We start from the raw sequence: 20,262 nt of genomic DNA on the forward strand, positions 1-20,262 counted from the left end.
GAGTAGAACGTCGCTTGGTTCTAAGATTATTCCGCAGTAGCTCAGTGGTAGAGCACTCGGCTGTTAACCGAGTGGTCGTAGGTTCGAACCCTACCTGCGGAGCCATTTTTAACTTAATGCTTCCATAGCTCAGCAGGCAGAGTACTTCCATGGTAAGGAAGAGGTCACCGGTTCGAGCCCGGTTGGAAGCTTAGGAAAAGTTGTACTGGCCCGTTGGTCAAGCGGTTAAGACACCGCCCTTTCACGGCGGTAACACGGGTTCGAGTCCCGTACGGGTCACCATTTTATTACGGAGGATTAGCTCAGCTGGGAGAGCACCTGCCTTACAAGCAGGGGGTCGGCGGTTCGAGCCCGTCATCCTCCACCATCTAATTTAATAAATACCGGAGGGGTAGCGAAGTGGCTAAACGCGGCGGACTGTAAATCCGCTCCCTGTGGGTTCGGCGGTTCGAATCCGTCCCCCTCCACCATTTATTGTTGGGCTATAGCCAAGCGGTAAGGCAACGGATTTTGATTCCGTCATGCCCTGGTTCGAATCCAGGTAGCCCAGCCATTTTTTTATTTTATCGTAATTTATTACGAGCCATTAGCTCAGTAGGTAGAGCATCTGACTTTTAATCAGAGGGTCGAAGGTTCGAATCCTTCATGGCTCACTCTTTTTTTTTATGTGCGGAAGTAGTTCAGTGGTAGAATACAACCTTGCCAAGGCTGGGGTCGCGGGTTCGAGCCCCGTCTTCCGCTCCATTCGCATATACTTAAATAGTGGGGCCTTAGCTCAGCTGGGAGAGCGCCTGCCTTGCACGCAGGAGGTCAGCGGTTCGATCCCGCTAGGCTCCACCAATATACATAAAGTTAAACCTTAGTCATTTGACTAAGGTTTTTTGTTGTATATAATCATATAATATAGCAATTTAAAAGCTAAAAATGCATATGTATACAAAAAAATGTTGAGTTGACCCATTTGATTCAAAAGATTTAAACTATTAATATAATTAATAACTTTAATAGTCGAAAAGTTATATTTTTTCAAACTAAAGTAAGCGTTTACTTTTATGAATTTAGTTGATGGGGGAAATAAAAATGTTAAAAGATATTTCAATTATTGGGGTACCATTAGATTTAGGACAAACTAGACGTGGAGTAGACATGGGGCCAAGTGCAATTAGATATGCACAACTACACGAACGTATTGAAAGAATGTCTTATCAAGTAGAAGACTTAGGCGACATCTTAGTAGAACGTACACCAGTTAAAGAAGATAATTCAGAACATAACTTAAAAAACTTAAAATCAGTAAAAGAAACATGTGAAAAGCTTGCAGTAGAAGTGGATGAAGTTATTAAAAGAAACAGAATGCCACTAGTACTTGGTGGAGATCATAGTATTGCGATTGGTACACTAGCAGGTGTATCAAAACATTATAATAATTTAGGATTAATCTGGTTTGATGCACATGGTGATTTAAATACTGCTGAAACATCTCCTTCTGGTAATATTCATGGTATGTCTTTAGCTGTTTCTTTAGGACATGGTCACGATTTATTAACGAAAATAGGTGGTTACTTCCCTAAAGTAAAACCTGAGAACGTAATCATTATTGGAGCACGTGATCTTGATGAAGGCGAAAGAGCAATTATTAAAGAATTAGGAATTAAAGTTTATACAATGCATGAAATTGATAAATTAGGAATGACGAAAGTAATGGAAGAAAGCATTGACCACTTGAAAGAGTGTGATGGTGTACACTTATCATTAGATCTTGATGGTCTAGATCCAATTCACGTTCCTGGAGTTGGTACACCTGTTCCTGGAGGAATTACTTATAGAGAAGGTCATTTAGCGATGGAAATGTTATCTGATGCTGATATTATTACTTCAATTGAATTCGTAGAAGTTAATCCAATATTAGATGAAAGAAATAGAACAGCTATCGTAGCTGTTGCATTGATCGGCTCATTATTAGGAGAAAAGTTACTATAAAATAAAATTCACTTTAAGAGAGTAAATTTAAGTCGTTTAGTTGAAATCCTTTTTTTCATCTACTGAAGCTAGCATGTGCTAGCTTCTTTTTTTATCAATAAACTTTGAAGAATTGTCATTGAGAAAACTTCAAAATCACATAAAAATTTAGGTCATTCCTTCTATTATTATAGAGAGTCAACGTAAATAGTACTGTAATGATGTTTAATCTAACTAAAATAGACGTTAAAGTATTGTTAATATATTTAATAACTCATAAATTTTGTGTATTGCAAAAATATGGTATAATACTCAAGATACAGTTTTATTCTATAGAATTTGGAGGGTAAAAGATGCCTTCTTTAAATATAAATTTTTTACAGTATTTACAGAATGGATTAGATATACTAATAGTTTGGTTTGTTATATATAGATTAATTATCATTATTCAAGGGACGAAGGCTGTCCAACTTTTAAAGGGTGTCACAATCATTATTGTCGTAAAAGTATTAAGTAGCCTATTTGGACTGCATACTTTACAATTTTTAATGGATCAAGCACTAACATGGGGATTCTTAGCGGTTATTATTATCTTTCAACCAGAATTAAGGAGAGCACTAGAACAACTTGGACGTGGTCGATTCTTCTCTAGAACAACAGGTAACGGGTTTAATGACCGAAATGATATTGTTGAGAATATTGCAAAAGCCACTGAATACATGGCTAAACGAAGAATCGGTGCACTTATTTCATTTGAGAGACAAACAGGTATGGGTGACTATATAGAGTCCGGTATTAGAATGAATGCTAATTTATCATCAGAATTATTGATTAATATTTTTATTCCAAATACACCTTTACATGACGGGGCGGTAATTATACAAGGTGAAAAGATTACGGCAGCAGCCTGTTATTTACCTTTGTCTGAGAGTGCATTTATTTCAAAGGAATTAGGAACGAGGCATCGAGCTGCAGTTGGTATTAGTGAAGTTACTGACAGTATTACAATTGTAGTTTCCGAGGAAACAGGTGCGGTTTCAGTAGCGAGGAATGGAAATCTATACAGAGAATTATCAAAAGACGAGCTTATAAATTTATTAAATACTGAGCTGAAATCACCAGAAGAGTCCACTACATCTAAATGGAATTGGAAGGTGAAGCGTAATGGATAACTTTATGGATAATCGTTGGATTTTAAGAGGGATCGCTTTATTAGTAACATTATTACTTTTTATGTCTGTCAATCTTGTTCCACAATCAAGTACTTCGGGATTAGGAGACATACCGTTTGTTAATAATAAAGAATTAGTAAAAGAAGTACCTGTAACACCTATTTATGATCAGCGCAATCTAATTGTAACTGGTGTTCCAAAAGATGTTTCTGTGCAATTAGATGGACCTAATAGTATTGTAAAATCTGCTGAAATGAAGAAGGATTTCGAAGTGTATTTGGATCTAACTTCTTACGCTTTAGGTACATATGAAGTTCCTTTAAAAATTAGAAATATTTCAGATAAAATAAAAGCAACGATTAAACCAAGAACAGTTAGGGTCACAATTAATGAAAAAATTGAAAAATCAGTTTCAGTTAAAGTTGCTTATTTAAATGAAAAAGAGATTAAACATGGATATAAAGCAGAGAATGCTATTGTTAAACCAGGTTTAGTTACAATAGTAGGATCCAGAGATGAAGTATCACAAGTGTCATATGCAAGCGTTGGTGTGGATGTTACTGATGCAAATCAGACATTTAGTCAGGTGTTACCTGTTAAATTATTCAATAAAAAAGGTGTTCAACTTCCGTTTGTTACAAATCCAAGAAAAGTTGAAGTAACTGTCCCAATTGTTTCCGAAAGTGCTAGCTTCCCGATTAAGTTAGTGCAAACAGGAACACTTAAGGATGGTTTAAAGCTAAGTAGTCTTACTAGTAAAGTTGATTCACTTAGAATTTATGCATCTAAAGATTGGTTGGACAAGTTTAGTGGACCTATAGTAGTGCCAGTAGACGTATCTTCATTTGATAAAAGTGGCACATATGAAGTTAATGTACCTACTCCAAATGGAGCATTTAGAGTTGAATCAAGCACGATTAATGTAGACGTAAATTTTGATGAAGAAATAGAAAAGAAATTTAGTAATATCCCTATTAAATTAGTGGGTGAAAATAATCAATATGAGTATAAGTTTATAAAGCCCTCTTTAGGTAAAGTAGAAGTTACAGCTAAAGGATTTAAAGAAGACTTGGATGCAATTGATCCAAGTGACTTGAACATTACTGCAAAAGTGAATGGACTGGATCCAGGAACCAGAGATGTAGCGCTTACTATTACCGGTCCAAAGGGAGTTAAATATAGTTTAGAGTTTGATACAATAACGATTGAAATTACTGATAAAAAATCTGCTCAAGCTGATGAAAATGAAAATGAGAATTCAGGCGATGTAGGACAGTCATCGAATTAGAAGGAGAGTTAAAATGGGTAAATATTTTGGTACAGATGGTGTACGAGGAGTTGCAAATAAAGAGTTAACTCCTGAATTAGCATATAAAATTGGACGCTGTGGCGGTTATGTTTTAACAAAAAATAATGTCAAACCTAAAATTATTGTTGGGCGTGACACACGTGTTTCAGGACATATGCTTGAAGGAGCACTAGTTGCAGGTTTATTATCAATTGGTGCTGAAGTTATGAGATTAGGTGTAATTTCTACTCCAGGTGTTGCCTATTTAACAAGAGCTCTTGGAGCACAAGCTGGTGTTATGATTTCAGCTTCACATAATCCTGTTGCAGATAATGGGATTAAGTTTTTTGGTCCAGACGGTTTTAAATTGTTGGATGAGCAAGAAGATGAAATTGAAGAACTAATGGATGCAGAAGTAGATCGTCTACCAAGACCAACTGGAAATGATTTATGTCAAGTTAGTGATTATTTTGAAGGTGGGCAAAAATACCTACAATTCCTGAAAAATACAATTGATGAAGATTTCTCAGGTCTATTAGTAGCTCTAGATTGTGCACACGGTGCCACTTCTTCATTAGCGCCATATTTATTCGCAGATTTAGAAGCAGATATTGTTACAATGGGAACGAATCCTAATGGATTTAATATAAATGATGGTGTAGGTTCTACACACCCAGAAGCTTTAGCAGCTCTTGTAAAAGAAAAAGGTGCTGACATCGGTTTATCATTTGATGGAGACGGAGATCGTCTAATTGCAATTGATGAAAATGGTGAAATCGTTGACGGTGACCAAATAATGTATATTTGTGCAAAATACTTAAATGAAAAAGGCCGTTTAAAACAAAATACAATCGTATCAACTGTTATGAGTAACTTAGGCTTCTATAAAGCAGTAGAAATGAATGGGATGAAAAGTGCAGTTACAGGTGTTGGGGACCGTTACGTAATGGAAGAGATGAGAAAAAATGGCTTCAATCTTGGCGGCGAGCAATCTGGACACATCATCTTTTTAGATCATATTACGACTGGTGACGGCATGTTAAGTGCTATTCAGCTTGTAAGCATTGTTAAAGAATCAGGTAAAACTTTATCACAATTAGCTGGAGAAATGAAAAAGTATCCACAATTATTAATTAATGTTCGCGTTACAGATAAAAATGAAGCACTAAATAACGAGCGCATTAAAGCAACCATTTCAGAAGTAGAGGAAGAAATGAACGGCAATGGTCGTATTTTAGTTCGTCCTTCTGGTACTGAGCCTCTTATTCGTGTAATGGCTGAGGCTCCTTCTGAGGCAGAATGTAAACAATATGTAGAACGTATTGTTGCTGTTGTAAAAGAAGAAGTTGGCGAATAAAATAAATTAAAAAAATATGCATTGATGAGCACTTTTGTGTAAGTCTATGCATATTTTTGTTATATACAGCTATTCTATATTTTTTTTCATCATATTCTTGTTGACCATTTTTAATACAGTATAGTATAGTTGTTTTATTGTTTTCCTAACAGGAAAGGAGTATAGAAATAATAAAGTATTAAAAAAGCGCCAGAACTACACTAGACGTGAATGTGTAGTTGACGAGGTGGAGTTTTATCGAAGTTTCGGCGGATGACTCCCGGTTGCTGTATCACAACCGAAATTATTTATGAAAAACACATGGGTGACTGTGTGCACAAACGTAAATAATCTGATACACCGTTTAAAACAAAAAAATGAACTCGCTAATGAGCGGAATATGAAAGGTAGGTGGATATTGCTTGTAAGTCCTCTACCATTATGAAACATGACGAGGGAATAGAAAATTAAATAGTAGTTAAACGGTTAGGAAAACAGCGTTCCATTCCTATACATTTTGTATGTCTTGTTTTTGGACTTACTAAGCAATAGTAATTATGTGTGGAATCGTTGGATATATTGGAAATGATAATGCGAAAGAAATTTTATTAAAAGGTTTAGAGAAATTAGAGTATCGTGGTTACGATTCTGCTGGGATTTCTCTTTTAACTGACAATGGTGTAGAAGTTTATAAAGAAAAAGGTAGAATTGCTGTATTACGTAAGTCAATTCCTTCAAAAGCGGACGGAAATGTTGGTATTGGTCATACTAGATGGGCGACGCATGGTGCGCCAAGTAAACGTAATGCACATCCTCATCAGAGCTCTACTGAACGTTTTACACTTGTTCACAATGGCGTTATCGAGAACGATGTACAATTAAAAAACGATTATTTAAATGATATTGAATTTACAAGTGATACAGATACTGAAGTTATTGTTCAGTTAGTTGAACTTAATATTAAAAAAGGATTATCTGTACTTGATGCTTTCAGAGAAACACTTAAGCTTCTTAAAGGTTCTTATGCAATTGCATTATTAGATAAACAAAACGATGACGTAATTTATGTAGCAAAAAACAAAAGTCCATTACTAGTTGGTGTTGGTGAAGAGTTTAATGTTATTGCATCGGATGCAATGGCAATGTTACAAATTACTGATCAATTTATTGAATTAATGGATAAAGAGGTTATTGTCGTTACGAAAGATCATGTTCAATTAATGGACCTTAACGGAAATATTAAAGAACGTTCTCCATATACAGCAGAAATTGATGCTAGCGATATCGAAAAAGGAACTTATCCTCATTTCATGTTAAAAGAAACAGATGAGCAACCTTTAGTAATCCGTAATATTATCCAAAAGTACCAAGATGAAAACGGAGAGCTTGTAATCAACTCAGAAATTAAAGCAGCATTAGCAGAAGCTGACAGATTATATATTGTTGCTTGTGGAACTAGTTATCATGCTGGCCTTGTAGGAAAACAGTTTATTGAAAAAATGGCGGGAGTTCCTGTAGAAGTACATGTTGCAAGTGAATTCTCTTACAATATGCCATTACTTTCAGAAAAACCATTATTTATTTATATTTCACAAAGTGGTGAAACTGCTGATAGCCGAGCTTGTTTAGTTCAAACAAATAAATTAGGTCATAAAGCAATTACAATTACAAACGTTCCTGGATCAACATTATCACGTGAGGCTGAGTTCACTCTTGCTTTACACGCAGGTCCTGAAATCGCTGTTGCATCAACGAAAGCTTACACTGCACAATTAGCAGTACTTGCAATTGTTGCAAATGCTCTTGCAAAAGAAAAAGGAAAAACAGTTAACTTTAACCTAGTTAAAGAACTTGGAATTGTAGCAAATGCAATGGAATCAATTACAAACCAAAAAGACGAGTTTGAAAAAATTGCTACAGAATATTTAGCTACAACTCGCAATGCATTCTTCATCGGCCGTAACGTAGATTACTTCGTTTGCCTAGAAGGCGCATTAAAACTAAAAGAAATTTCTTACATCCAAGCAGAAGGATTTGCTGGTGGAGAGTTAAAACATGGTACAATTGCTCTAATCGAAGAAGGAACTCCAATCTTCGCATTAGCAACACAAGAATCAGTAAACTTAAACATTCGTGGAAATGTGAAAGAGGTTGTTGCTCGCGGTGCTAACCCTTGTATCATTTCAATGGAAGGATTAAACATGGAAGGCGATCGCTTCATTTTACCAAGAGTACAAGAAGAATTATCTCCAATCCTTTCAGTAGTACCATTACAATTAATTTCTTACTATGCTGCACTACATCGTGGTTGTGATGTTGATAAACCTCGTAATCTTGCAAAATCAGTTACAGTTGAATAATCAAATTAGTAATCTATTAAATACTAAAATAAAGATTTGAAAATAAACTGAGCAGGGAGTGTAAAACGGTGATCAAATTTAACGATGAAAATAGGATTCCTACAAAAGATGATTTTCATGTAAGTGAAATTGATGAACGTGTTGTAATAAGAAAGCCGATTAAATAAACTAATTTAAAAATAATTAAGGGCTGATGGATTCCATTAGTCCTTTTCTTTTATTTATAGCTACTGTATTTTATCCATATATATGAAATAATTACAAATATTGGGTATAATACTAGATGGATTTAGAAATGGCAAAATAAGAATAGTCCAATCTTAAGTAGTTTTAAATCAACACACTTATAATAAAGAAATTATCGATTCTCATATTTAGTTTATTTTTAAATTAAGGAGGTTGAATAGTAAAATGGCAAGGTCAAAGGAATTTGAAGTAGATGCTGTTCTACTTAAAGCTATGCGGTTATTTTGGGAACAAGGTTACGAAAAGACATCTATGCAAGATCTTGTCTCGCATATGGGCATACACAAAGGGAGTATGTATGACACTTTTGGCGATAAACAATCATTATATTTTAAATCATTAGAGCGTTATATTGAGTTTTCGCAGCAAACGCTTATAAAGGAGCTAGCTAATACCCGTTCGGCCAAAGAAGCGATCCAAGTATTTTTCGAATTGTCAATTGACAAACAGGAAGAATTACCTACTGGATGTTTAATAGTGAATACTGCGGTTGAGTTAGCAAAACATGATTTAGAAGCAAGAGATTGGGTTCTTCAAAGTTGGGGTTTTACAGAGCAGTTAATACATGACATTATACTAGAAGGTCAAAGAATGGGAGAACTTTCTAAGAAATTAGATGCAAAAGAATTATCTTATTATTTTATTAATGCAATAATTGGATTTCGTGTAATGGTTAAGACTGATCCTGACCGAGAAAAATTACGCAAAATAATGGAAATAAATTTGTCAGTACTTGATAATTAGTGTGGGACTTTTTGCTTGCCAAACCAATTTAGTGAGCACAGGTCTGTGTTTGAGAGCCAACAAAGACCTGACCAAAGTAATAAAATAAAAAGACTACCCAATCCGTCTAGCAGATCATAATTTCGAAGTCACAAAAAACCGGCCCCAAACTTCGGAGCCGTTTTTGTTTTATTTAGATTTCCCTGTATTCGTCATATCTACTTTTACATTTACTTTGTAATCTATGTTTTTGTATACCTTATTCCAATCCATCTTGTTCCATCTTTCATATGATACGTGATTACGTACTAATGTTCCCATTCCAATCGGGTCTGTCTGTTCTTTTTGTAATATTTTTAGAAGTTTTTTTGAATTGGTTTTTAAGTAATTTTCGACTTGTTTCTCCAATTTTTTTTGATTTTTTTCTTTACTCAAATCCATTGTTCCTGTGTATTCAAGGATACTTCCTTTTAAATATAAATTGATTACAACTGTTGTATTTGTAAATTTGTTGATGTTTACTTTTTTATCATTTTTAGAATTTATATTGCTTAACATTAACTGATCGATTTTTCCTGAATCTTTTATGTTAATCATTAAACTTCCATTATTAATATCGTCATTTATAAAATTTAGTATTTGTGCTTCACTTAATGGAAGTAACCTAACATATTGATCGCCTCTAAAAGTGCCTAATCCTTTTAATGCTATGTTTTCACCTTCATATGAAAAAACAGGTAAAACTGGATCGATTCCGTCATCGTAATAATCCCTTAAAAAACGATATTTATCAGTATTTAAAATTTTGTTTTGCTTACCTAATTTATCAATGAATGTATATAAATATTCAGACACATCTGGAACCGAAGCTATTTTCTTTTTTAGAAGTTCTTCTCCTTTGCCTTCCACAATAGCAAATTTAACTCGGGTTCCGAATTCAGGATCCCTTGTAAAGGATTTAACGATATTTATCAGTCCTTTTTTTGCCAATTTTTCTCCGAATATGATCGATCCTTGTCCTCCGACTAACTTCAAGTTCGTTAGATTTTGAAGTTTGATAAAAGTATCATGTGATGACTTTCCGGATACAGTTAGCGTTTGAGTACCGAATTTTCCTTCTTTTGAAACTGTAGGAAAAAGGACTGTTGTTATGATAGGATTTTCTTCGTTCTCCGACAAATCGTAAGCGCCAGCTTGTAGTATTGCTAAATCTTCAATAACGTTACTAGTTCCACAACTTGTTAAAAATAAACAGCATATTGCGATTAATACAGTAATTTTATTTTGCATTAGCTGTCTCCCGATTAATTAGGTTTCTAATAATCTCAATAAAAAGGATAAACAATACAATGATAGGTAAGAGCCATGCTATGCCAATTCCACAATAACTCAACCAATTTAACCACTGTTCAACATCTATTACTGAATCCGGCAACAACGCAAGTATAAAACCACTTGCTAAGATTACTAAAATCCAAATAGTGGGCTTCAATTTTTTGAACATATTTCCTAAAAATTGTTGTGAGCCCCAGTAATATATGACTACAGTTGATAATATTTTAAAGGCAAAAACAGAAAAGCATAGATTCTCGGCTCTTGAAAGAAAAGAAACCTCAGTATATTCAAACAGTGTCATTACAGGATAAATATCATTTAATATTTGATCAAAGCTAAAAAACCCAAAACTAACAAATAGGATAATGACATAGATTAACATCGACATAAAGTTTCCAATAAAAAGGGCCTTTGTCCATTTTTTTTCTACCATTGGAAAAAAAAGAATTGAAACTTCAATACCTAAAAACGCTGAGTAAACTTGAAGTGATCCTTTGAGAAAATCAGTCTGACCTTTAAAAAAGAAAGTAGTAAAACGTGAAAAATTAAATTCTGGAAAAAGGTAGAAAATTAAAAAAATCATCGGTATTACAAAGCAAAATAAAAGTGCTATGGCTTTAGTGAATTTGTAAATTCCACCCCGTAATAATTGAAAACTTAATAAAGTAAAAAGAATGATAAAGATCGAAACTGGTAAAGCGGGAAAGAACATCATTTTAAAAATATTGATATATAATCTCATCACCATGCTTGCTATTCCAACCCAAACGCCAATAATAAACAAATAGATGGGGAACATAATCCATTTTGGAACAGTTGCCTCAATGATTTCAAATACGGAACGACCTTTTCCTAGTTTATAAATCATCACAATCATAAAAATATTAAAATTTACGAGTATAAATATAAAAAAGATACTTATCCACCCGTTGGTCCCAAAGTATTCTGCCATTACTCGAGGTAAGCTATATAGGACAAGTCCATTTTGCATCATGTAAATTAAGATAGATAGTTGAAGTGGATGAAGTCGTTCCTTCATATGATCACCATCAATTCCTTTCTCGATCACCTTTGTAATGCATCTTTGTTTGAGCTTTCCTTATTTTGTAAAAAGGCCCTCTCACAATACTATCCATCCAATCTTTGACAAAGGTTGGTGAAATTGGCATAAAATAAGGCGACTTTAAATTTGTCAAACCTGTTAAATGAATGGTCAGTATTCCTAAAACGAAGAAAATTCCAATATTCCCTAAAAACCCAGCCATTAATATAAATAAAAACCTTACGATTCGTATCGAAGCACTCATAATATAACTAGGGACGATGAACGAAGCAATGGCTGATATAGCAACAACAATAATTAAGATATTACTTGTAATTCCAGCTTCTACAGCTGCTTGTCCAATAACAATACCGCCAACGATTCCAATTGTTTGCCCTATTTTTGTAGGAAGCCTTGCACCAGCCTCCCTAAGCAGTTCAATAACAATTTCTAGAAATATTGCTTCGACTAAAGGAGGAAAGGGAACTCTACTTCTAGATTGCATAATGCTCTGAAGTAGGGATTGTGGGATCATTTCGTAATGAAATGTACAGATTGAAACATAAAATGCTGTAAGAATTAATGTAATAAATAAAGCCATATATCGCAAAATCCTAACCATAGTCCCCATGATCCAACGCTGGTTATAGTCATCTGTTGATTCAAAAAAATCAAAGAATGTAGAAGGGGTGCAAAAAATATTCGGACTATCATCTACAAGTCCAATGATCTTCCCAGCATATAATTTTGATACGGCTACATCTGGTCTTTCAGTCGTATAAAATTGAGGAAATGGTGAATTTTGATAATCATCTATTATTTGAATTAATACATTAGAGTCAGTAATGGAATCAACTTTGAGCGATTTAATTCTTTCTTTAAGATGATTCACTTTATCTAAATCAGCAATACCATCTATATACATCAAAAGAACTTTCGTTTTAGAAATCTCTCCAACACATAGATTAATCATTTTCAAACGAGGACTTCTTACTCTTCTTCTTATTAATGATACATTCGTATTTAAAGCTTCATTAAACGAATCATGTGGCCCATTTATAACAGTTTCCGTTTCAGACTGGGCAATGGCACGTTCCTCTAGTCCGGATACATTGATTAGATATGTATCCTCTCCATTAAACAAGGCAACATTACCGTCTAAAATTCCATTGATTACTTCTTTCTGATTATTTTCTATTCTAAACAATGATTGTTGAAATAGTTTTTCATAATTATAAAATGCTATTTCTCTTAAAGGAGAAAGTACCTCTTTCTCTAGCGTATTGGAGTCAACTAGAGAGTTTAAATAAATAATTTTAATATCATTTTGATTAAATGAACGATGGACAAGATCAAAACTTTCATCAAAATAATTTAGTGTTGTTTCATAAGTAGCTTCTGAAATTGTATTCTCCTCAGAATCTAATTCAGTATTATGAGAACTAACAAAACCTTTTTGTAAGAAAATCTTTTTATCTTTTGTTCGAAAGCGACTCATTCAAGTACCTTCCTTTTAAACCAATATACCTTATAATATTTACCAAGAATTGTACAAGTATGTATTCAAATACTACATAGAACAGTGACCTAAATAGAAAAAACTGCCAGGAAACAAAACCATGGCAGTTTAGATATGATTTAAAAAGGTATGAACTTTACTTTTATGACCGTTGGGGAAGTACGGTCATTCCATCTTGGAACATACGATTTGTGATTTCTTCTTTTTCTTTAGCTGAAACTGAGCTAGCAACTAACTTATAGATACCCGTTTTACCACCTAATGGGGAAACATATCGCTCTACATGACTACTACTTAATGGGCGACTATAATAGCCTGGCACATATTTATCCAACATTACTTGCATAGCAGCCGTTGCCTCATTTAAATCATAGACGGGTTTTATTGATCCTTCTATGATTACACTCATATAAGCTGTGTCCGTCCCGGCTGGTATAGGACTAGTAATTGTACCATAGCTCGTTCCTATCGTGAAACAAGCTAAAGCATTGTTCTCCATGTAAGTGACTTTTCTTCCTTCAGATGCACCATGAAAATAAATGGCGTTATTCAGCCAAACGAAGTTAAGTGGAATGACATATGGAACGTTTTCGGAAGATAAACCTAAAAAACCAGTTTGTGCATCTTCTAGAAAGTGTTTAATTTTTACTGGGTCAGTACAAATACGGTCATAATTACGAAGTGAAAACAAAGAAACCATCTCCCTCTTAGTTGATTATTCATAGAGTGCAAAAAATATAGGCTGGAATGATTGATTTAATGTTTTTCATACTCGTCTTAAAATAGCTATTTATAAAGCAGCCCAAGGGGACTGCTTTAATTTAGCGTTGTGATTTGAAAGCTGTACGAAGTTCTGATGTTATATATTCTGGTTGTTCCCATGCTGCAAAATGTCCACCTTTTGGAAGTCTGTTATAGTGGAACAGGTTCGGGTATGCTTTTTCTGCCCAACTCTTTGGTGCTTCATATAATTCATCAGGAAAGACGCTTACAGCAACAGGGATTTTTACACCTTTCACTCCAAAGAATGAAATTCCAGCTTTACCGTTTTCCCAGTATAGACGTGAAGCAGATATAGCAGAGTTCGTTAACCAAAAAAGTGTGATATTGTCTAATACATCGTCACGCGTTAGACCTTCTTTAACCCCTTCAAAAGATCTAGTGATTAGGGCAAGGCTTTTCCAATCATGATCAAGCATAAATGCTGCCAAACCTACAGGGGAGTCCACTAATCCAGTAAGCGTTTGTGGGCGAGTACCCATCAGAGATGCGTATGCGAATTTATTTTCAAGAACTTGAGAGACTGCTTTTTTCTCCTCATCTGAAAGACCTGACGGCAGCGGGTTTCCAGACCAAATCGCCGCATCAACTTCAGGAGGAATTACGCCAGCCATGTTAGTGTGAATTGCAACTAAGCCATCTGGCTCCTGAGCACCCATGAAATCTACAACAATTGCACCCCAGTCGCCACCTTGTGCTACATACTTCTTATAACCTAAGCGAGTCATCAACTCTCCATATGCACGTGCAATACGTTTAGGATCCCATCCAGTTGAAGTTGGTTTTCCTGAGAATCCATATCCAGGCATTGATGGAATGATTACATGGAAAGCATCTGATGCACTACCACCGTGCGCTGTAGGATTAGTAAGTGGTTCTATTAGTTTCATTTGCTCAATAATTGAACCAGGCCAACCGTGTGCAATGATAATCGGCATAGCATCTTCATGCTTCGAACGAACGTGAATAAAGTGAATATCTAGTCCGTCAATTTCAGTAATATAATTCGGTACGGCATTTAACTTAGACTCAACCTTGCGCCAATCATACTCATTTGCCCAATATCGTGCAAGCTCTTGTATTGTTGCAAGTTGTGTACCTTGAGATTGATCAGAAACAGTTTCCTTCTCTGGCCATCTAGTAGCATTGATGCGTCTACGTAATTCAATTAATTCCTCTTCTGGTACATTCACATGAAATGGACGAATTGCATTTTTTTCTAAAGTTTTATTTTGAGTCATTTATATCTCTCCCTATTATTGATTTATTTGTCGTGCTTCAGGGTACTAAAATTAACATCTTGTTTATGAATATAATTCAAACATCAAAACTAAACTTTTATATTCTACAGTGTTATAGTCAGGGTTTATTTTTTATTTAAGCAGAAGACATCAATTCTATTTAATCCAACTATGCGAGACCAGTTCATAATGGACGCTTTTATGATAAAAAAACCATTGAATAAGCTACTAAAACGATTTTATTTTTCCTGCTTGCGATGTAACCTCCTTTCGAGAACAAATTTAGCACATTAAAGAACGTTCGGTCAAGAATTATTTTTGACCGTTCGTTCTTTAATAGGGATAATAAATGGAAAACCCATATAAAAAATTTATTTAGCCAGTTTTAGGACTTATAAAGATAGTTATAGTCATAACTTGAAACCATTTGCTCAATGAAGAAAAAGAAAAAATTGGAACCAACCTATTCTTGACCATTCGTTCTAAAAAATATATGGTTATATCAAGATAATAAGAAATATCAAAAAAGTGATTAAATTTTTACTTTAATTCATTTGTCCTATTTTTCAATAAAATAGTTAGTTTAAATGACATAGAAAAATTGTAGTTAATAAAGTTTTTTATCATTCAAAAATAATTATGATCAATAACAATGGATGATGAATCATTAGAACACTTTTGTATTTATAAGACTAAATTAATCAAGTGGAAAGTTTGAAAACCACTAATTCAAATGACCCAGATATTTATAAAAGGGCATTCGGATTGAGTTCATTTATTAATTAAATCATTTTAATTGAAAATCCTGTATTGTTAATAAAACACAATACTTTTAATATTAAGCCTAGTCTAATAAAAATGTTAAAGGCAATTAACTTAGAAAATGTTTAGTTATTTATTATGGTAGGCATCTTTAGACAAATGTTCTTTATGTTGAAATAAAATAAAAGGTGGTGAATAACATGGAGTTGAAACAATTAGAATATTTTGTGGCGATTTGTGAAGAGATGCATTTTACTAAGACTGCAGATAAACTTGGGATAGGACAACCTACCTTAAGCTATCAAATTAAAGGATTAGAAGATGAGCTTGGCGTCAGATTATTTGACAGATTAGGCAAAAAAATAGCTCTTACCGAAGCGGGTAAGATTTTATTAGAACACTCACATCAAATTTTTAATACAATCAAAGGTGCGAATGAACAATTACAAGAACTACAAAAACTAGATAGAGGTAAGTTAGTAATTGGTGCACCATCAGGAGAATTAAGCCAAATTGCGTTACTAGCATTACTTGAGTTTCATTCCATGTATCCCCATATACAGATACAGTTTTTTGTTTTAGATAATGTTGTCGAAAAAATAAGACAAAACGAATTCGATTTAGCATTAACAATAATGCCAATAGATGATGATGGACTAAAGATTATCCCATTATATGAAGAGGAATACTATCTAGTTGTCCATTCTGAACATATACTAGCTGATGTAAACTTACTCGAAATCACTAATCTTAAAGATATACCATTTATAATAAACCAAAAAGATCATTGCCTTAGAAAATGGATTGATTCTATATGTGGAAATTTGGGTATAATGATTCAACCAATTATTGAAACTTCTGATGCAACGTCGATTGTTAACTTAGTTAAGGAGGGGTTAGGAGCCACAATTTTATCAAAGACACTTTATAATCTAGTGGATAACGGCCAATTAATGGCAATAAAGTTAAACCCTTCGCTTCAAAGAAATGTAGTAATGATTCATCATAAGGAAAAGTTTATCGGTTCAGCAATGAATATTTTTAGAAATTTATTGAATTCACATGTAGAGAAATTTAGTAGAAAGAAAGTCATTGTGTAAAGATAAATAAAAAGTGAAGAAAGGAAACTAGGGTTCAAACCTGGCCGCCTTGGTATTTGTTAACTGTAGGGAACTAAACTGTTTTTTCATCAAGAATAGAATTTAATTTATTAATAAAAGTCCAGGGATAAAGAGGGATCTTGGGGATGTGTAAAGAAAATAAATTACTTGAAGAAATTGAAAATCTAAGAATGCGTATGGTTAAATTAACAATTCAAAAATCCTTTTCGTATCCAGAAGTATTAAAAATTAGTCAAAACTTAGATAGCTTATTAAATAGGTATGATAAAAGTGTAATGAAAAAGATATAAGAATGAATCACGCAAAAAGAGTCATCATAATATTAACAACCTTTAAAATAATGAAGATTGGGAGTGTTTCATGATGAGTAAAATTAATAATGAAAACTTCATTCCAACAAAGGATGATTTTTATGTTAGTGAAGTTGATGAGCGTGTTGTAATCAAAAAACCGAATCAGGATGAAATACAATAAGTAATGAGGCTATTTTCGTATATTAATTACGATAGCCTCTTTTTTATTAGTTAAGATTCTTCTCCCTATTTTATTAGGAAATGAGATAATGGAACTAAACGAGAAGACTATGCTAGAATATTTGACTTGTTTTTAGATCCAATAAAGCAAGATTAAGACGAATTGGAAGCCAAAGATTAGGCTTGGTAATTGCAAAATGGATTGTAGAAATACATAATAGTACTATTCAAGTATTCATATTAGGTGTTGTTTTTAGTACAAAAAATAATGTGTTTTCCAAAAAGAAAGGAATGTTGACCTTGAAAATTGCTTTCATTGCACATGATCAAAAGAAAAATGACTTAGTAAATTTTGCGATGGCATATGAATCTATTTTATCTAAACACGAATTATATTCTACAGGAACAACTGGAACAAGAATAATGGAAAATACAAATTTAAACATACATCGTTTTAATTCTGGACCACTGGGTGGAGATCAGGAAATCGGTGCTTTAATAGCGAAGAATTTGATGGATATTGTTATCTTCTTTCGGGATCCACTTACAGCACAACCACATGAACCGGATATTTTAGCTTTAATTCGTCTATGTGATGTTTACTCAATTCCTTTAGCCACAAACATGGGTACTGCAGAAATATTAATCCATGGTCTAGAGCGAGGGGATTTAAAGTGGAGAAACATTGTACATGGTAAACAAAATAAAGAAAATATAAGCAAAAATCTTAAAATAGATGAAGGAATCGAATAATAAACTTTGATGAAGGAAATAGTAATTCTAGTTCGTTTATAAGGAGGTTTATGATGGATAATCAAGGAATTGGACATACACATGATACAGGTGAAACAGTCAAGATTTCTGGCTATTATACTGACCAAGACGGAGAGCATATTGAATTACAAGCAGGACAAAAATTCCCTAACTGCCCTTCATCAGGAAAGCCAACGAAATGGAGACACGGACGTTAATAGCAGAAGTTCAGTAAAAAAAGATTGTACGATGTACAATCTTTTTTTACTGAATAGATACGCTATACATTACTCCAAGATACATTGTAATCACAAAGCATAGACTAAATGCAATTGATAGCATGATTTTTGTCTTTTTAATAAAACTGATGACTAATAACCCTAAGAAGATGATTGCCATGCTTATTAACATTGTACCTTCTACCGTAAAAGTAACAGCTATTCTAATAGGTAAGGTAAGGTCAATCCCCATAATCCATTCAATCCATTTAGACGGACCCTCGTTTTGCAAAGTTAAGTTAATATTATGCGGTGGAGATTTAGTGCCCATTATAGCCGTAAAACAGAATACTAGCGTAATTGTAATATACTCTGCCTTTAACCAACTACGAATAGTACTTGAAGGACCTTCAGTGGACTTTCGCATTAGTACACCATTGAAAAAAGCAAAAAACAATACTGGTATGATACTAATGTGCTTTAAAAGTAACATTTGTCCATAAGGAAGTAACCAAGCATTCGAATAGTCTTCTAATTTAACGACTTCTAGCATTAACACTAAACCACTTATGAAAATAATAACGACACATATGATGGCTAAAGGTGTAAACCATTTTAAGAATCTACCATAGTTTTTATAATCCTTAGCTAGCCATGTAACATTAAATAGAATTCCACTCCAGATAGAAACCATTAGAAAATGACTACTTTGAAAGATAAAACCCGTCCAAAAGTTCATAGAGGTAATATGACCTGCATAACCGATACTTAAGATCATCATGAATAACCAAAAGAAATTAAAAAACGTTTTACCATCGCTATAAATATTAATGACAAGCATAATGGCAAACATACTCAAGTAAATCCATGCATTACCTACAGCTGTTTTTATGAATACAGAATAAATGGCTGTTTTAAGATGAACATCATCTAGGAAAAAAGTAATAATTTGTAGAGCAGGAAATAGTGAAAAGAAAAGTATGCCGACAATAACTAAATAAACTGTACCTTTTGTAATGTTGATTGTTGGTTTTTTGTCTGACGGAACAAAATCTAATACAAACTTTCCTGCTAATATTGAATAAAGAATATATGTTATGAACTCAGTGATTGGAATGGTATAACTCATTTTCTATTCCAAAGAACAACTCCACCAACCATTAATGCGATTCCAAAAAGACCGATTGCAATTAGTGGAATAAAATATTTAGATCTTTCTTTTTTAGGAGTAGCTTCTTTTTGTTTTTGTTTAGTTGGGGTTTGATCCTTCACTGCTTTGTCAGTTGTTTTAGTATCTGCTGTCGTTTTAGTTTCAGCCTGCTTTAATTCTACTTTGAAAGGAATCTGACCTGTTATTGGATGGCCATCTTCACTTAATACTTTCCACTCAATCTTATAGTCGCCATTTTCTAACCCATTTGGTAGATCAGCAATTAATTTATTACCTTTAATAGAAACATTTGTGACTGTCGTAGCTTTTCCAGCTTTATATAATTTGATTGTACCTAATTGCTCAAGAGCTTCTTCAAATTCAAGTGTGATTTGTTTAATTGGTTCGGTGATAATTTGCCCATTTGATGGATTAGAAGAAACAAGCTTAGTATGCGCACTCGCCAAAGTAGGGAATAAAAATAGCATTAAAATAATGATTGATAAACCTTTTTTCATATAAATCTCCTTCTTATGTAAAAATTTGTGCTTAATTTAATATAATGTAAAAACTTGAAATTATGAAATTATATTATTTTAGTTAAATTAACCACTCTTCTCAATTACACATTTTAGCTCAAAAATGTGATGTATTTGTGAAGTAGATGTAACTAATTAAAGAATAGTATTGTTAGTTTTAATAAAGAAAATTAATTTATTATTTACAGAACCTCCAAAGTAAATTAATAAAATTTCATTAAAATTAAGAAGTGGAAAATAATGAA

At 33.5% G+C, this 20,262-nt stretch carries 17 protein-coding genes and 9 tRNA genes; 19 read left to right on the forward strand and 7 right to left on the reverse strand.

Going from position 1 to position 20,262, the window contains the following annotated elements:
* Window positions 1–30: 30 nt before the first annotated feature.
* The 15 genes from CN925_RS10725 to CN925_RS10795 all read left to right on the forward strand — a co-directional run bounded on the left by CN925_RS10725 (window position 31) and on the right by CN925_RS10795 (window position 9,105).
* A tRNA-Asn gene (locus CN925_RS10725) sits at window positions 31–105 on the forward strand.
* Between the two features lie 13 nt (window positions 106–118).
* Window positions 119–191 (forward strand) — tRNA-Thr (locus CN925_RS10730).
* Window positions 192–207: 16 nt separating this feature from the next.
* Window positions 208–282 (forward strand) — tRNA-Glu (locus CN925_RS10735).
* A 9-nt stretch (window positions 283–291) separates the two neighbouring features.
* A tRNA-Val gene (locus CN925_RS10740) sits at window positions 292–367 on the forward strand.
* An 18-nt stretch (window positions 368–385) separates the two neighbouring features.
* Window positions 386–470: transfer RNA gene (locus CN925_RS10745), tRNA-Tyr, on the forward strand.
* A gap of 8 nt (window positions 471–478) precedes the next feature.
* Window positions 479–553: transfer RNA gene (locus CN925_RS10750), tRNA-Gln, on the forward strand.
* A gap of 27 nt (window positions 554–580) precedes the next feature.
* A tRNA-Lys gene (locus tag CN925_RS10755) sits at window positions 581–653 on the forward strand.
* Between the two features lie 16 nt (window positions 654–669).
* Window positions 670–744 (forward strand) — tRNA-Gly (locus CN925_RS10760).
* 20 nt (window positions 745–764) lie between these two features.
* Window positions 765–840 (forward strand) — tRNA-Ala (locus CN925_RS10765).
* A 240-nt stretch (window positions 841–1,080) separates the two neighbouring features.
* Entirely contained in the window at window positions 1,081–1,980 is a 900-nt protein-coding gene (gene rocF / locus CN925_RS10770; protein WP_098846246.1) for an arginase, read from the forward strand.
* 332 nt (window positions 1,981–2,312) lie between these two features.
* Window positions 2,313–3,131 carry a diadenylate cyclase CdaA gene (cdaA, locus tag CN925_RS10775; protein ID WP_098846247.1) on the forward strand — a complete coding sequence of 273 codons (819 nt, stop codon included), beginning with the start codon at window positions 2,313–2,315 and terminating at the stop codon, window positions 3,129–3,131.
* A complete protein-coding gene (locus CN925_RS10780) occupies window positions 3,124–4,419 on the forward strand; it encodes a CdaR family protein (protein ID WP_098846248.1) in 1,296 nt (431 codons plus the stop codon). The genes cdaA and CN925_RS10780 overlap by 8 nt, the downstream gene beginning before the upstream one ends.
* Window positions 4,420–4,432: 13 nt before the next feature.
* The gene (gene glmM / locus CN925_RS10785) at window positions 4,433–5,776 is read left to right on the forward strand and encodes a phosphoglucosamine mutase (RefSeq protein ID WP_098846249.1); all 1,344 of its coding nucleotides are present in this window, start codon (window positions 4,433–4,435) and stop codon (window positions 5,774–5,776) included.
* A 536-nt stretch (window positions 5,777–6,312) separates the two neighbouring features.
* A complete protein-coding gene (gene glmS, locus CN925_RS10790) occupies window positions 6,313–8,115 on the forward strand; it encodes a glutamine--fructose-6-phosphate transaminase (isomerizing) (RefSeq protein WP_098846250.1) in 1,803 nt (600 codons plus the stop codon).
* A gap of 411 nt (window positions 8,116–8,526) precedes the next feature.
* Entirely contained in the window at window positions 8,527–9,105 is a 579-nt protein-coding gene (locus CN925_RS10795; protein WP_098846251.1) for a TetR/AcrR family transcriptional regulator, read from the forward strand.
* A 168-nt stretch (window positions 9,106–9,273) separates the two neighbouring features.
* Here the strand turns inward: CN925_RS10795 and CN925_RS10800 are convergent, their stop codons facing one another.
* From CN925_RS10800 to CN925_RS10820, 5 genes are all read right to left on the reverse strand, one after another.
* The gene (locus tag CN925_RS10800) at window positions 9,274–10,374 is read right to left on the reverse strand and encodes a Ger(x)C family spore germination protein (protein WP_098846252.1); all 1,101 of its coding nucleotides are present in this window, start codon (window positions 10,372–10,374) and stop codon (window positions 9,274–9,276) included.
* Window positions 10,364–11,488 carry a GerAB/ArcD/ProY family transporter gene (locus tag CN925_RS10805; RefSeq protein WP_098846253.1) on the reverse strand — a complete coding sequence of 375 codons (1,125 nt, stop codon included), beginning with the start codon at window positions 11,486–11,488 and terminating at the stop codon, window positions 10,364–10,366. Before CN925_RS10805 ends, CN925_RS10800 begins: the two co-directional genes overlap by 11 nt.
* Window positions 11,469–12,959 carry a spore germination protein gene (locus CN925_RS10810; RefSeq protein ID WP_098846254.1) on the reverse strand — a complete coding sequence of 497 codons (1,491 nt, stop codon included), beginning with the start codon at window positions 12,957–12,959 and terminating at the stop codon, window positions 11,469–11,471. Before CN925_RS10810 ends, CN925_RS10805 begins: the two co-directional genes overlap by 20 nt.
* 163 nt (window positions 12,960–13,122) lie before the next feature.
* Window positions 13,123–13,671, reverse strand: a complete 549-nt coding sequence (locus CN925_RS10815; protein WP_483295187.1) for a pyridoxamine 5'-phosphate oxidase family protein — start codon at window positions 13,669–13,671, stop codon at window positions 13,123–13,125.
* A 130-nt stretch (window positions 13,672–13,801) separates the two neighbouring features.
* Entirely contained in the window at window positions 13,802–15,001 is a 1,200-nt protein-coding gene (locus tag CN925_RS10820) for an epoxide hydrolase family protein (protein WP_098846256.1), read from the reverse strand.
* A 962-nt stretch (window positions 15,002–15,963) separates the two neighbouring features.
* Between CN925_RS10820 and CN925_RS10825 the strand changes: the two genes are divergently transcribed.
* From CN925_RS10825 to CN925_RS21310, 4 genes are all read left to right on the forward strand, one after another.
* On the forward strand, window positions 15,964–16,863 hold the full coding sequence (locus CN925_RS10825) for a LysR family transcriptional regulator (RefSeq protein WP_098846257.1): 900 nt from the start codon (window positions 15,964–15,966) through the stop codon (window positions 16,861–16,863).
* A 146-nt stretch (window positions 16,864–17,009) separates the two neighbouring features.
* Window positions 17,010–17,174, forward strand: coding sequence for an aspartyl-phosphate phosphatase Spo0E family protein (locus CN925_RS10830; protein ID WP_098846258.1), 165 nt, complete (start codon window positions 17,010–17,012; stop codon window positions 17,172–17,174).
* 483 nt (window positions 17,175–17,657) lie between these two features.
* On the forward strand, window positions 17,658–18,110 hold the full coding sequence (gene mgsA, locus CN925_RS10835; protein ID WP_098846286.1) for a methylglyoxal synthase: 453 nt from the start codon (window positions 17,658–17,660) through the stop codon (window positions 18,108–18,110).
* Between the two features lie 53 nt (window positions 18,111–18,163).
* Window positions 18,164–18,328, forward strand: coding sequence for a hypothetical protein (locus tag CN925_RS21310; RefSeq protein WP_180232932.1), 165 nt, complete (start codon window positions 18,164–18,166; stop codon window positions 18,326–18,328).
* A 46-nt stretch (window positions 18,329–18,374) separates the two neighbouring features.
* On the opposite strand, the gene CN925_RS10840 is transcribed toward CN925_RS21310, so the two are convergent.
* Together CN925_RS10840 and CN925_RS10845 are read right to left on the reverse strand one after the other, a co-directional pair.
* The gene (locus CN925_RS10840; protein WP_098846259.1) at window positions 18,375–19,457 is read right to left on the reverse strand and encodes a copper resistance D family protein; all 1,083 of its coding nucleotides are present in this window, start codon (window positions 19,455–19,457) and stop codon (window positions 18,375–18,377) included.
* Complete coding sequence (locus tag CN925_RS10845) at window positions 19,454–19,996, reverse strand: copper resistance CopC family protein (RefSeq protein ID WP_098846260.1); 543 nt, start codon at window positions 19,994–19,996, stop codon at window positions 19,454–19,456. Before CN925_RS10845 ends, CN925_RS10840 begins: the two co-directional genes overlap by 4 nt.
* Between the last annotated feature and the right edge of the window lie 266 nt (window positions 19,997–20,262).

This window comes from Bacillus sp. AFS055030 (assembly GCF_002574545.1).
GTDB lineage: Bacteria > Bacillota > Bacilli > Bacillales > Bacillaceae_G > Gottfriedia.